The sequence below is a fragment of the Nostoc sp. genome, from assembly GCF_036917465.1.
GTDB lineage: Bacteria > Cyanobacteriota > Cyanobacteriia > Cyanobacteriales > Nostocaceae > Nostoc.
The window spans coordinates 59298-72913 of the sequence record NZ_JBALDL010000071.1 but is presented as its reverse complement, the minus strand read 5'-3'; the positions used below and the strand labels follow the sequence as shown (position 1 = coordinate 72913).

The following is a 13616-nucleotide window of genomic DNA, read 5'->3' as shown; positions in this document are numbered from 1 at the left end:
CAAAGGTCAGTTATTATTTAAAATAAAAACCCCCAGATGATGTTAGTCTACTAGGGGAGTTAGTTATCAGGGTGCATCTACCAATTAATTGTTCTTAGCTTGAACACCATACTCCGGATAAATTTGCCCAAAGGTCAGTTATTATTTAAAATAAAAACCCCCAGATGATGTTAGTCTACTAGGGGAGTTAGTTATCAGGGTGCATCTACCAATTAATTGTTCTATCGGTAGCCAGTATCTTCCGGGAAATAATTGTAAAAATCAGGTAGATAGCGATGTCTACGAAGGGCTACGCCTACGCAACTAGAATAAAACCCCCAGATGATGTTAGCCAGCTAGGGGAGTTAGTTATCAGGGTGCATCTACAAATTAATTGTTCTAAAGTAAATGGGTAACTACCGGATAAGTTAGCAGAGGTTGAAGTTATTGCTGTTTGCTCACCAGAAAAAAGTCTCAGCAGGTGTTAGGCAATCAGAGGGGTTAGTTATCAGACATTGGTGCAACTTAAGTTCAAATTCTTGAGAATCTTCTTTCCAAGTTCTCTCTGTAAACGATCCTTATTGGGCTACTGGCGCGAATTCGGAAGGTAGTAGCCTCCATGAGGATTAAAAGCCAGAGACTATTAAAAAGCAATCTACCGGAAAAATTAGCATTTACCAGAGAAAACCCCCAACAGGTGTTAGCCAACGAGGGGAGGTACTTATCAGGGTGTATCTACTAATTAAATAACCCGTGATGCATCAGAAATGATTGCTGCTTACTTCCTTCGTCAACTGCCCTACCGACGAGCTGATGGGGCTTGTAACTAACCGAAAAGTTTCGGTCGAAACATACGGGTAATTGACCGTACCCTGTCTCTCCGGTTGACTAGCAGTAGATAGAAGAATTTGAATCCATTTCACTTTGTGAATATAGATTGAGCCTATTTCTACCGTCATCGACAAACCACTTTTTCTTGTTCTCCAACATATCGAGTTGCAGTGAAGAAATGTCATGTCTCACATAGCTATTCGTATTGTACCAGAGTCTCTGACTCGCTTACATCCACAGACATTCAGGGATGGGGTTTTACGCTCGATCAAAAAAAAAACCCCCAGTGGGTGTTAGCCAACCAGGGGAGCTAGTTATCAGGGTGCATCTACCAATTAATTGTTCTCGGTTTAACCACCATGCTCCGGATAAATTTACTAGAAAGATATGCCAAAAAAACTCTAGTAGATATTAACTCAATTGGGGGAGTTAAAAATCAAGGTACATCCATCTATTAATCAAGTATTCTAGGATTAAGGACTATTTTTTGGTAGAGAATATCTGCATCAAAAGTTGCTGTTGTTGGCCAAAAATGAAAAAAACCCCCAGTGGGTGTTAGCCAACTAGGGGAGTTGAAGATCAAGGTGCATCTACCAATTAAGTGTTCTAGATCCAAGTAATCCGATCCGGATAAAGTTGTAAAGGCAGAAAAAGCAAAACAACACCGAATCAGAAACATTCAGGGGTGGGATGCATCTAAGTTATCAAAGGGAGCAAATCGACTTGAAACTTTCGTGTTTCAAACCAGATTTAGGAGGCGGACAGGAGAAACTGTGACCCAGGAATTCCACATTTCGGTAACTCCTGTAGGGCAAAATGACTACTTGGTGCGGACGGAACAAGTCGCGCCTGGGGTACCATTAGCAGAAGAATTGGTGACTTGGCCTGTCACTGATTGGTTGATAGCTGCTGGGCATTTGATGAATGACCCATTAAAGTCGGTGTTGCAGGGAGATCCATTTACCTCTGATGGGCATGAAAGCAATATCGCCAGAAACTCTGTTAATTTGGTAGCGTTGGGTCAACAATTTTATAACGCCCTATTTCAAGGCACTCTCAGAGATAGTTGGATTACTGCTCAAGGTATTGCCCAAAACCACCAACAAGTATTACGCTTGCGTTTGGGGCTAAAAGACACGAGGTTAGCTCGTCTACCTTGGGAAGTAATGCACGCAGGCGATCGCCCTTTGGCTACTGGCCCTTATGTGGCTTTTTCTCGCTTCCAAAGTGGCATTTTGGGGGGTTCTGCTTTGCGATCCCTGCGGGGGGCTACGCCTACGCGAAATACTTTCACACCACGAGAACAAGGTAGCGTGAAAGTATTGATGGTAATTGCTTCTCCCTCAGATCAAGTCCGTCTTGACTTACAGAAGCAGGAAGCGATTAAACTACAAGCAGAACTTCACCGTCAGATCCCACGACTGGCTGAAGGTAACAATCATTTCCCAGAAATTGAACTCACTGTATTAGACCAACCAGGACGAGAAGAACTGACACAAGCCTTAGAACAAGGTAGATACCACGTTCTTCACTACTCCGGTCATAGTAACTTAGGCGGCAATGGTGGAGAAATTTATCTTGTTAGCCGCAGAACTGGCTTAACAGAAATCTTGAGTGGAGACGATCTCGCAGGCTTGCTTGTCAATAATAATATTCAAATGGCAGTGTTTAATTCCTGCTTGGGGGCGTACACAGCTGCATCTGATGCCTCTGGAGATACTGGTGAACGTAACCTAGCAGAAAGTCTGGTGAAGCGCGGAATTAGAAGCGTTTTGGCCATGTCAGAACGGATTCCTGATGAAGTGGCATTGACACTCACACAATTGTTTTACCGCAATTTAAGTCAAGGATATCCAGTAGATTTGTGTGTTAGTCGAGTCCGCCAAGGATTAATTTCTGCTTATGGTTCTCACCAGATGTACTGGGCATTACCGATTTTATATCTCCAACCAGAATTTGACGGTTTTCTCAGTGAAGAAACTGAGTTATCCGAAAGTACCGAATCACGGAACCAGTATAGTTCGCCTTTAGGAATAACTTCCGCGATGTACTCTGCGATGTCTACGACGGGCTACGCCAACGCAGATGATAGCGATATGCCTTTAGGAATGGAAGAAATGATTCCTTCTGGTATGGCGCGGGACTCTTCTGGGTTGGACTGGCTGGGTGAGGATACTTGGGGCGATCTTGTAGATGAAATTGAGTATGATGACCCAAGTTATGAAGAAGATTCGGCTATAGTTTCAGATTTATTTCGTCAGCTAGATAACCAAAAACTTCCAACTGAACTGGATCGAAAAATTCCAGAAAATAATTTTCAGCAAAGCCAGGTTTCAGAAGAAATGAATTCTCTGGAAGAGGAAGGAGATTTATGGGGAGAAGTTCCAGCACCGCCACCTCCAATTACTGGAAAATTTGAAGGAAAGTTAGAAAATTCTGATTTTTCGCGTAGGCATAACCCCCCGCAGGCATCACAACCACCTCCACCAATATCTCGTAGCAAACCCCGCAAACTATGGCCAATTGTGGGAATTGTGGGAATTAGTGCGTTAGTAGCTGCGATCGCTTTAAACTGGTGGTGGCAAAATCGTTCCCAGCAAGCAATTCTGCCTAATATCCCAGGAATTTCCTCTGAATCTTTACCCATTCAAAAGCAGCAAAATATCGACTTACAGATAGCAGACACTAAAATTGTCACCGCGACTGCTACAGAAAAATTGAGCCAAGGCGATTTACAAAGTGGGTTATTAGCTGTAGAAGAACTACTCAATCGTGGCGCACTAACTGCGGCGGAAGCTGCCCTTAAACTGATTCCAAGTAAGCAAGCTGACGATCCATCCGTCAACTTTTATAAGGGACGATTAGCTTGGCAATCGATCCAAACTGGAGACAATAATTATAGTGTTGATGATGCCCGTCGTTACTGGGAAATGGCTACAAAAGCTAAACCAGAATCGCCTTTATATAATAACGCTTTAGGATTTGCCTACTACGCAGAAGGCAATTTAAATCGAGCCAATGACTCTTGGTTCAAGGCTTTGAATTTAGCTCTCAAAGAACAAAACCCAGATTTAAAGACAGCAGTTCCTGAAGATGCTTTATCTTCTTATGCTGGTTTAGCTCTTGGATTGTATAAATCTGCACTTAGTCAATCCAATGGTAAGCAGACACAGTATCTTAATGAAGCGATTAAGTTGCGGCTTATGGTTCTCAAGTCCGATCCAGTCAATTTTCAGGTAGATAAATTAGCTAAAAATTGGCTGTGGACAGAAAAGGCGATTGAAGATTGGCGATCGCTCCTTCAGGAAAAAGGTGATTAACAATTCAAAATTCAAAATTCAAAATTAAAGACATTTTCAGTTGGAGATTTAAACCCCGACTGAAAATATACTACGTGTAATGGTTGGTGGGGTCTTAAACCCAGTTATTCAGACGCTCGTGGACTTGCTTATAAGCGAAGCCATGCCGTTGGCGCAGCCTCTCGTAGAGAATGCTTTAAGATGCGCTATCCGCCAGTCGTACATAATTTATTCTGTTAGCGGTAGCGGGGCGTTTAGCCCATTTTGACTCCTGACTCTGGGTTAGAATTACTTGATTCGTCAGGCTCATATTCATGCTGTCATCTCCGTTGCTAGAAGAACCCAAATCGATTACTTACAATCATGTATTAATTCTCTTCGACAAAACTGGGTTGACTTATACGACAGTCTTAAAGAGAAAAAGTAAGTTCAATTATAAAAACTCTTTGTTCTCGTAAAGAAGACGCGAACAAATTTTTCTTGATTTTACCTCTCATTTCCCTTAACCGAGCAGTATTGATGCCAATCCCAATAGGCTGACTGCCTTACAGAAGTCTGAAAAACCCAGTAAAATCAAGGAATTTAATAAAAAGGTCAAGTGACATGAGACTCCACCTCAAAACTTTTAATCATGAATAAATTAAAATGCCATATCGCTAGTCTTTGGCAAAGATTTATTTTCGAGATGACCTTTGCAATTGGGTCTGACCCTTGGAAATACACTAGCCATTATCAACAAGCAAAGTACCAACAAACTCTCAAACTATTGCCAGCTATACCCATCAAGCTAGCACTAGAGATTGGCTGTGCCGAAGGTTACTTAACTTCAACTTTAGCAGATCGCGTTGAACTTCTGATTGCTGCTGATATTTCCCAGATTGCCCTCAATCGAGCGGCTTTAAGCTGCAGGAGCCACGGTCAAGAGAATATTTGTTTTCAGCGCCTTGATTTAAACCAAGACTCACTACCTCGCGGCTGCGATCTGATTGTCTGTAGCGAAGTGCTTTATTACATTAGTGGACAAACAGCACTGTGTGCGGTCGCCCATAAGCTTGCAGATGCACTTGTTCCTGGCGGCTATTTACTTACAACTCACGCCTATCGTGTAGATCAAGAGCCTGATCGTCATAACCTTGACTGGATTCTGCCTTTTGGGGCAAAACTTATTGGCGAGACCCTCGAAAACACATATCCTCTGCGACTGCTTAAAGATATCCAAACACCTTATTACCGCATTCAACTTTTCCAACACGATTGTGAGATGAAATCACATAATATGCCGGAGATCCTGGAACTATCATCTTCTGCGCTGCCTTTACCTGAGAGTGGTGCTTTAGATATGTTTTCACTGGCATTTTTATACAACCAGCTTCAGCGTTTGTACAAAAGACATCTCCAGTAATTAATTATGCGTTGCCCCAAATCCTTGGTAGGCAAAATTGATGAATTGTGGCTACATCCTAACCGAAGATGTCTAAATCATAAGGGCATTGAGCCGAGCAGTATTGAAGCCGATGCTATCATAGAATATGACTAGGGTTATTATGAAATCAATTTCCAAAAGTAAACTCAAATCTCAACTTCTTGAATTCTTGCGGCTTGTAGAGTCAGAGGGAGAAGAAATTGTAGTTACCGATCGCGGTAAACCAGTCGTGAAAATTTCCAAATACGCGCAAGCAGCCTCAACAGAGGAGTTATTTGGAGAAATGGGCTGTAAAGTAAAGTACTTTGAAGATTTAACCACGCCAACAACCGAGGAATGGGCGCAATTGTGAAGATAGTTCTTGACACTTGTGTCCTAATCTGGTGGAGTTTAGATCCAGGTAGACTTTCTGAACCAGCTAAAGAAGCGTGTAACCAGATGGAAAAGGATAAAAATGGTCTTGTGCCGTCTATAGCTATATGGGAAATTGCTATAAAAATCAAAAATAAAAAACTAGATTTATAGGACTCATATTTGATTTTTGAACAAAACTCAGTACACCTTTATTCCTTCTTCCCAGTCCCCAGTCCCCAGTCCCCAGCCCCTTGCCTCTACGAGTGATTCAGAAATCAAATCGGATTGCTATAGGAGTCAATCTTAACGAGTACGTAGTAACGCTGAAAAAGTCTAGTACCGTTCAGATTGTACCCATTGACGAAAATATTTGGGTGGAAAGTGTCAATTTAGAATGGGATCATCAAGATCCAGTAGATCGAGTTGTTGTTGCATTCGCCAGAAGTAATCAAGCAGCAATAATTACAGCAGATAAAGAGATAGCAAATTTCTACTCAGAAGTGATTTGGTGAAGGTAAGAAAGATTGCTTAATCCATCGCCTTAATTTGCTGATTAGCTTCATTTTGTGCCTTCAGCATCGCCTGCTTTAATGGTTGCTGTCCTAGTAATGCGCTGACAAACTGGTTATCAAAGTTATTGACGATGCCTACGGCGGGCTACGCCTACGCACTTGAATATTTACCCACCTGCCAAGATGTAGCATAATCCACTCCTGCCACTAATGGCGATCGCAGTGAATCTTGGTCATAACCCAAATTCTTTGCCACTGATTTACGTGTTGGCAAAGCAAACCCTGTTCCTGTCCACTTCTGCATTCCTTCTTTACCCGTGAGATAAGAAATCAACTCCCAGGCTTCGGCTTTGTGCTGTGCAAGATTATTCATCACGTAGGCAACGGTAAATACCATCGTGCCTTTTTTGTCATTAATTGTAGGCACTGGTGCAGTAGCAAACTCTACTTGAGGAAAGGTTTCTCTTAAGTAAGGAATTGCCCAATTACCCTCAATCACCATTGCCACTTTATTTTGACCAAACATTTCACTACCTGAGTTTGTCCCTACATCAGATTTTTGGGCAGAGGAACGGTCTTTTTGATACTGGTCTACTACCAACTCTAAACCCTGTAAACCTGCTGCACTCGCAAAAGTAGCAGAACCATTGCGATCGACAAGTTGCCCACCAAAGGCTTTGATTTTATAAGCCTGACGCGCCAATTCGGGAATTTCCCCAAAGCCGTATTTGTTAAGTTTGCCTGTTAATTGTTTCGAGTAGTTACGTAGCTCATCCCAAGTAGTCGGTGGATTACTTAATCCGGCGGCGGCGAATGCTTTTTTGTTATAAAACAGGGCAAGGGTAGAATAGTCTTTGGGAAGACCATAAATATGATTTTGATATTTGAAACTGTTGAGTAGGGTATCTTCAAAGTCCGTTAGGTCAAATGTGGGGGTAATATAACTTTCTAAGGGTTCTAGGACATTCTGACTCATCAAGAAAGGAGCTTCGAGGGCATCGAGATAAAAGACATCGGGCGCAGCTTCCCCAACTAAACGAGTTTTGATTACATCCATGTATTGGTCAGCAATTACCTCATATTTGACCTTAATAGTTGGATGCTTTGTCTCAAAGTCTTGCAATACCTGTCTCAAAAGTTTTTGCTCAACAGGAGAACCTCCCCAGCCACTGAGTTTGATGCTGATTGGGTTAGAGGATAAGGGTTTGCTTGGTAATTGTAGGCTTTGACAAGCAATGATAGCGATCGCGATCGCTATCATCAATCCGAAAAAATGAAACAACCTTTTTTTAATCACTTGTACCTTCTGTTATTAAGGAGTGATATTTACTTATCTAAAATTTTTGTTGAAAATTGCAAGCTAGAATAACGAAAACTTGTTAAGAATGCTAATAAAAGCATACTGAGTTCAGTTCTTCGATAACCGGATTTATATCAGGATGCTTTACTGATAAACATACATTATGGATTTTGTTCAGGTTGAAACAACTGCGCCACTGATGGAAATTTCCCAGATTTCCTCACCAGCAACAGCAATTTCTCCAACCTCTCGAATTCCCAAGGATGCGATTCGCACAAGTTTAAAAGCCTCCACTGCGGATTCTGTCTTAGCAGCAGTTTACTCTCTTGGAACTGGCGGGATTTTACTCAGCAACTTCTTGGTGGAATTGGGTGCTAGTCCCGTGGTATTTGGGATGCTTTCTTCTATCCCCATGTTGGTTAATCTTATTCAGCCGTTGGGTGCTTACTTGTCTGAACGCAGCACCAGCCGTTTTCAATATTCTCTTCGCACACACGGAATTGGAAGGCTGTTATGGCTGGTTCTAGTAATTGGTATTGTAGGCGTAAGCTTGGGAGTGATTAATACTCACCACTTAGTGATATTGACACTCTTGATTGTCCTATTCAGCAATCTTTTGGGAGGGCTAGGAACCGCATCGTGGCTAAGTTGGGTAGCAATGATAGTTCCCCGGCGATTGCGAGGCAGATATTTTGGGACACGCAATAGTGCTGCTAACCTCACCAATTTGATTTGCGTACCAATGGCTGGTTTAGCTGTATCACATTGGTATGGTGGAACTCTACAAGGCTATGGGATAGTTTTGTTAATTAGCATTGTGTTGGGAATTGCGGGATTGGGATGTCAGTATTTCCAAGTGGATATGAATCCGCAATCGCAAAACACAAATCAAGGCAAGCCAACTCAAACAAGTGAGATTCAGCCAGAGGTTGCCAAAGATGAATCTTCTAAAGTTGCTCAATCAATTCATCCACCACAAAACAAATTAACTAGCAGTGTTTGGAAAAACTCAAATTTTTTGAGATTTCTGGTGTATTTCAGCTTCTGGAATCTTGCGGTTAACCTCAGCAGTCCTTTTTTTAACCTCTACATGCTGGACACGCTGGATTTGGATGTAAGTTATGTGACTATCTACAACAGCTTTCAGGCTGCGGCAACTTTGCTAATGCTGATTCTATGGGGAAAATTAGCAGACAAGATAGGTAATCGTCCCATCCTCATCTGTATTGGAATTTTGGTTGCAGCTACACCAGTGCTATGGCTGGGGATTGGTGCTAATCACCTTGACATTTGGTTGTGGCTACCTCTGTTACACATCTTAGCTGGAGGTACTTGGGCGGCAATTGATTTGTGCAGCAACAATATACAATTAGCGATCGCACCAACTCAAAATCAGTCTATCTATTTTGCGACAGCAGCTGCCGTTGCTGGAGCAAGTGGTGCTTTAGGCGCAACTATAGGCAGCTTCATCGTCCAATTCGCTCAGTTTGGAGGCTTATTAGGGTTGTTTGCCCTCTCTAGCCTATTTCGACTAGTAGCACTTGTTCCACTAGTTTTTGTCAAAGAGGCACAGAGGTGAGGGAGTGGGGAGTGGGGAGTGGGGAGCAGGGAGCAGGGAGCAGGGGAAGCAAGGGGAGAAGAATTAATAACCAAATTCCCAATTCCCAATTCCCAATTCCCCATTCCCCACGATCTATTCTGCGGCGGTAGAAGTTAAAGACATTGTTTCCCACAAAACCATGTGAGGTGGTGTTAGTACAGGCTGGTGTAGAGCAATTAGCTGGGTTAAGGTATTCTTTAATTGGGTACGAGGTACGATATCGTCAACAAAACCATGCAGAAGCAAATCTTCAGCAGTCTGAAAATTTTCGGGCAGTTTTTCTCGTAAGGTTTGCTCAATCACTCGCCGACCGGCAAAACCAATAGTTGCTTTGGGTTCTGCCAAAATGATATCGCCCAACATTGCAAAACTGGCGGTAACGCCGCCTGTTGTGGGATTGGTCAAAACGGGAATATATAATAGTCGCGCGTCTTTATGGCGCTGTAGGGCTGCGGAGATTTTCGCCATCTGCATCAACGAAAGCATTCCTTCTTGCATTCTCGCGCCGCCAGAGGTGCAAACGATCACTACAGGATACCGTCGTTGAGTAGCTTGCTCAATCATCCGGGTGAGTTTTTCTCCCACAACCGAACCCATGCTACCACCCATAAAGCGGAAATCCATAACCCCAAGGGCAATGGGCAAACTATTGATTTGACCTAAACCAGTGTGAACCGCGTCTATTAACCCAATTTTATCTTGTGTTTCTCGCAAGCGATCGCTGTAGAGTTTGCGATCGCGAAATTCTAGCGGATCGGTTGGACGCAAATGCTCGTCTAGAGGCTTCCAGGTATTGTTATCTATCAATTGACGGATGCGCTCATCGCTATCTACCCGATTGTGATGACCACATTCGATACAAACCATCTGATTGGCTTTCAGGTCTTTTGTGTATGCCAATACTCCACATTTAGAACATTTATGCCACAAGCCATCAGCAATTTCACGTTCTTGGCGTTCGAGGCTGATAGATCCAGATTTTCGTCGATTTGCAAACCAATCAAATAGAGACTTTAAACCACGCGATTCTTCGTTGTTAGCCATTTTTTATTTTATTTTAAGTGGGTATGAGGTCGAAAACATATCAAACCGTATTGGGTTGTTCTTAGTCATAAGTGATTTTTCTTTGCTTAATGACTAATTACTACATCGTCAAACTACGCTTTTAAGCAATTCAGACCTTAATTATCATCTTTGGTTGCCAGCTTAACGAAAATACTTATACCAATACAAGTCTCCTGCTCTTTTTTTCAGCAGACTTAATTATATTGACGTACTGACAAAGCCATGAGAATACTAACCTCCAAATAAGATGTTCTCCCTCTCCCACCCAAATCAATGATTCGTATTGCTAGATTATGACCGATCGGCATCTGTTGCACTAGTTATGTTTACCAACGGTTAATCGTCGTCAAGAGGGTAATACAAGTCACAAGCAGAATATTATCAAAATATGAAGGGACGATGGGGTAATGTTGGTTACAGTCACGAATTATAAATTTTTCTGATGAAGGGGCATTCAATATGGGTTACTTACCTTATCTGCCTGATCTTCCCACTCACGAATCTAATTTAAGATGCTGAAAAAAATAACCGCAGGTAGCTAGACAAAATGGCTTCGCCGCTAAACAGGGTAATCATAGATCCTAACGCGAGAAAAGGCCCAAAAGGCATTTTTTGTGCTAGCCTTTGTCTTGATGTCTCTTGACTGGTGGTTTTGCGTCTACGCATAATAACAGCACTACCAATTAAAGCTCCCAGCGCACAGGCAATAAAACTAGCTAAGAGCAAATATTTCCAGCCTAACCAGGCTCCCATCATGGCTGCTAACTTGGCATCACCTGCGCCCATTGCAGTTTTCCTAAAGGCAATTGAACCCAATAGGGCGATCGCATCAAATAGCCATAAGCCGAGTACTGCACCGACTATCGCCATCATAAGGTGATTTACCAATGCGACAGAACTTCCTTCTGGTAGATAACCAACCGCCATTTGGAATAAAATTCCTACCACTAAACCCGACTGAGTAAGTGGATTAGGTAAGGTCATTGTATCCAGGTCGATAAGCGATAGTGCCAATAACCAACTACAAAAAGCCCAATAGCCTATTGTGAAAGTCGAAACTTGAAATACTAAAAAAATCAGTAAAAAAATTATGCCCGTCACCCCTTCTACTATGGGATAACGGACAGAAATTTTGCTTTTGCAATATCGACACCGACCTTTTAATGAAATCCAGCCGAAAACTGGTACATTGTCGTAGGCTTTTAGCTGATTTAAGCATTTAGGACAACGAGAAGGTGGCCAAAGAATTGACAACCCAGCAGGTAGCCGATAAACAATAACGTTGACAAAACTGCCAATAGATGCGCCCAAAGCAAAGACCATTACACTCGCTGGAATAGCGAACAAAATGTCCATACAGTCAATTGTCCTTTGTCATTAGTCCTGTGTCATTTGTCGTTTATCTTTTGTCTTTTGTCATTAGTCCTTTGTCGAGAACTAATGACTAATGACTAATGACTAATGACCAATAACCAATGACTAATAGATATGTGATTCAATTTGACTTAAGGGTACAAAACACTCTTGAGGTAAAAGAACTGGTTGGTTAGTAAAAATAACCTTACCTCGATGATTCACACGATTAATTGCTACACCGGAAGGTTGCCCAGCGATTTCGGGATGAACTTCACAGTGAGTATAGTATATTTGCCCAGCAGCTCTGATTACAGCAGGATCAATCAAAGGCGATTGGTTCTTTGGGGCGGTAAAATTTACTTGTCCTTGTCGTAATGCGTACACTATCGACTGTTATTTGATTGCTAGATTTCACTTTAGTCTACCCGAAACTTATAGCAAAGGTTGCCAAATTGCCCAAGTTGCACCACAAAATTATTTTTGTTTAGTAGCCCTAATGAGTGATTCTCCCATAGCGCGGCAACCAAGGAGGTTTTTTCCTGGAGAAATTATATCCCCGGTGCGATCGCCTTGTTCTAAAACTTGCAATACGGCTTGTTCGATGCGATCTGCTGCTTTTGGTTGGTCTAAAGCGTAGCGTAGCATCATCGCTGCACTCAAAACCTGTGCTAGAGGATTTGCTTTATCAAGTCCGGCAATATCTGGGGCGGAACCATGAACTGGTTCAAACACACCAGGCCCAGAAGCACCCAAACTAGCTGAGGGTAACATCCCAATACTACCGGTAAGCATGGCAGCAGCATCAGAGAGAATATCGCCAAACAAATTGCCTGTAACAATGGTGTCGAACTGCTTGGGAGCGCGTACTAACTGCATAGCAGCATTATCGACATATAAATGAGAGAGTTCGATGTCTGGATATTCTTGTGAAAGTTGGGTGATGCGATCGCGCCACAACTGAGATACTTCTAATACGTTCGCCTTATCCACCGAACAAAGTTTTCCGCCGCGTTTTCTAGCTGCCTCAAAGGCCACCCTCCCAATGCGTTCAATTTCTGACTCTGTGTAAACCATTGTATTTACACCGCGTTTTTCACCCGTTTCCGTGGCAAAAATCCCTTTAGGCTTACCAAAGTAAATCCCACCAGTGAGTTCGCGCACCACCATAATATCCACGCCTTCCACAATTTCGCGTTTCAAAGTCGAGGCATCGATTAGCTGGGGCAAAATTTTTGCTGGGCGTAAATTGGCAAATAATCCTAAACCTGCGCGTAGCCCTAACAAACCTGCTTCTGGACGTAAATTAGATGGCAGAGAATCCCACTTATAGCCACCAATTGCTGCGAGTAAGACAGCATCACTGTTACGACAAGCCTCTAGAGTGACAGATGGTAAGGGTTCTCCAGTGGCATCAATTGCTGCACCACCGATGAGGGCTTCTTGGAATTCAAACTTCAGATCGAATTGCTCCCCTACGACTTTCAGCACATCTACCGCCACTGCCATAATTTCAGGGCCAATGCCATCGCCGGGGAGTAGAGTAATGCGGTAGTTCTGGGTCATAGCTGGTTATTACTGAGTAAATGCTTGCAGATTAAATATCATACCTAGTAAAATGTGCCGATGAAATTTTTAATTAGGGTGCGACTCTAACGTAATCATCTGGCGTTGTATGAAACTGCTATTCCTTTAGTGAAAAGTGTTACTCAAGCGTCGTCTGATTTTCGGTCAACGTGCCAGTTTTGTCAGAGCAGATACAGCTATTTTCAGGATTTGAATAGGAAGCACTATATAGGACTCATATTTGATTTTTGAACAAAACTCAGTACACCTTTATTCCTTCTTCCCAGTCCCCAGTCCCCAGTCCCTTACCTCTACGAGTGATTCAGAAATCAAA

At 42.6% G+C, this 13616-nt stretch carries 12 protein-coding genes; 7 read left to right on the top strand and 5 right to left on the bottom strand.

Going from position 1 to position 13616, the window contains the following annotated elements; genetic code table 11:
• Window positions 1-1583 precede the first annotated feature (1583 nt).
• From hetF to V7K38_RS17085, 6 genes are all read left to right on the top strand, one after another.
• Window positions 1584-4130, top strand: a complete 2547-nt coding sequence (hetF, locus tag V7K38_RS17110; protein ID WP_334859509.1) for a cell division protein HetF — start codon at window positions 1584-1586, stop codon at window positions 4128-4130.
• A 610-nt stretch (window positions 4131-4740) separates the two neighbouring features.
• Window positions 4741-5511, top strand: coding sequence for a class I SAM-dependent DNA methyltransferase (locus tag V7K38_RS17105; protein ID WP_334859507.1), 771 nt, complete (start codon window positions 4741-4743; stop codon window positions 5509-5511).
• A gap of 6 nt (window positions 5512-5517) precedes the next feature.
• Window positions 5518-5646, top strand: coding sequence for a hypothetical protein (locus V7K38_RS17100; RefSeq protein ID WP_334859506.1), 129 nt, complete (start codon window positions 5518-5520; stop codon window positions 5644-5646).
• A 7-nt stretch (window positions 5647-5653) separates the two neighbouring features.
• On the top strand, window positions 5654-5884 hold the full coding sequence (locus V7K38_RS17095) for a type II toxin-antitoxin system Phd/YefM family antitoxin (protein WP_334859504.1): 231 nt from the start codon (window positions 5654-5656) through the stop codon (window positions 5882-5884).
• Window positions 5881-6057 (top strand): type II toxin-antitoxin system VapC family toxin, encoded by a 177-nt coding sequence (locus tag V7K38_RS17090; RefSeq protein ID WP_334859502.1) that lies wholly within the window; start codon window positions 5881-5883, stop codon window positions 6055-6057. The genes V7K38_RS17095 and V7K38_RS17090 overlap by 4 nt, the downstream gene beginning before the upstream one ends.
• 92 nt (window positions 6058-6149) lie before the next feature.
• On the top strand, window positions 6150-6398 hold the full coding sequence (locus V7K38_RS17085; RefSeq protein WP_334859500.1) for a type II toxin-antitoxin system VapC family toxin: 249 nt from the start codon (window positions 6150-6152) through the stop codon (window positions 6396-6398).
• Window positions 6399-6549: 151 nt separating this feature from the next.
• Here the strand turns inward: V7K38_RS17085 and V7K38_RS17080 are convergent, their stop codons facing one another.
• Window positions 6550-7695: an ABC transporter substrate-binding protein gene (locus V7K38_RS17080; protein WP_442940780.1), complete on the bottom strand. Its 1146-nt coding sequence runs from the start codon at window positions 7693-7695 to the stop codon at window positions 6550-6552.
• A 166-nt stretch (window positions 7696-7861) separates the two neighbouring features.
• Between V7K38_RS17080 and V7K38_RS17075 the strand changes: the two genes are divergently transcribed.
• On the top strand, window positions 7862-9277 hold the full coding sequence (locus tag V7K38_RS17075) for an MFS transporter (RefSeq protein ID WP_334859498.1): 1416 nt from the start codon (window positions 7862-7864) through the stop codon (window positions 9275-9277).
• Window positions 9278-9391: 114 nt separating this feature from the next.
• Here the strand turns inward: V7K38_RS17075 and accD are convergent, their stop codons facing one another.
• The 4 genes from accD to leuB form a co-directional block, all read right to left on the bottom strand.
• Window positions 9392-10342 (bottom strand): acetyl-CoA carboxylase, carboxyltransferase subunit beta, encoded by a 951-nt coding sequence (accD, locus tag V7K38_RS17070; protein WP_334859496.1) that lies wholly within the window; start codon window positions 10340-10342, stop codon window positions 9392-9394.
• Between the two features lie 528 nt (window positions 10343-10870).
• Entirely contained in the window at window positions 10871-11719 is an 849-nt protein-coding gene (locus V7K38_RS17065; protein ID WP_334859495.1) for a prepilin peptidase, read from the bottom strand.
• Window positions 11720-11842: 123 nt separating this feature from the next.
• Window positions 11843-12103, bottom strand: coding sequence for a hypothetical protein (locus V7K38_RS17060; RefSeq protein WP_292704015.1), 261 nt, complete (start codon window positions 12101-12103; stop codon window positions 11843-11845).
• Window positions 12104-12193: 90 nt separating this feature from the next.
• Window positions 12194-13282 (bottom strand): 3-isopropylmalate dehydrogenase, encoded by a 1089-nt coding sequence (gene leuB / locus V7K38_RS17055; RefSeq protein WP_334859494.1) that lies wholly within the window; start codon window positions 13280-13282, stop codon window positions 12194-12196.
• Window positions 13283-13616: the final 334 nt, after the last annotated feature.

Coding starts and splice junctions, on each gene's coding strand:
- V7K38_RS17105 (WP_334859507.1), top strand. CDS start 4,741: ATGAATAAATTAAAATGCCATATCGCTAGTCTTTGGCAAAGATTTATT.
- V7K38_RS17100 (WP_334859506.1), top strand. CDS start 5,518: ATGCGTTGCCCCAAATCCTTGGTAGGCAAAATTGATGAATTGTGGCTA.
- V7K38_RS17095 (WP_334859504.1), top strand. CDS start 5,654: ATGAAATCAATTTCCAAAAGTAAACTCAAATCTCAACTTCTTGAATTC.
- V7K38_RS17075 (WP_334859498.1), top strand. CDS start 7,862: ATGGATTTTGTTCAGGTTGAAACAACTGCGCCACTGATGGAAATTTCC.
- accD (WP_334859496.1), bottom strand. CDS start 10,342: ATGGCTAACAACGAAGAATCGCGTGGTTTAAAGTCTCTATTTGATTGG.
- V7K38_RS17065 (WP_334859495.1), bottom strand. CDS start 11,719: ATGGACATTTTGTTCGCTATTCCAGCGAGTGTAATGGTCTTTGCTTTG.
- leuB (WP_334859494.1), bottom strand. CDS start 13,282: ATGACCCAGAACTACCGCATTACTCTACTCCCCGGCGATGGCATTGGC.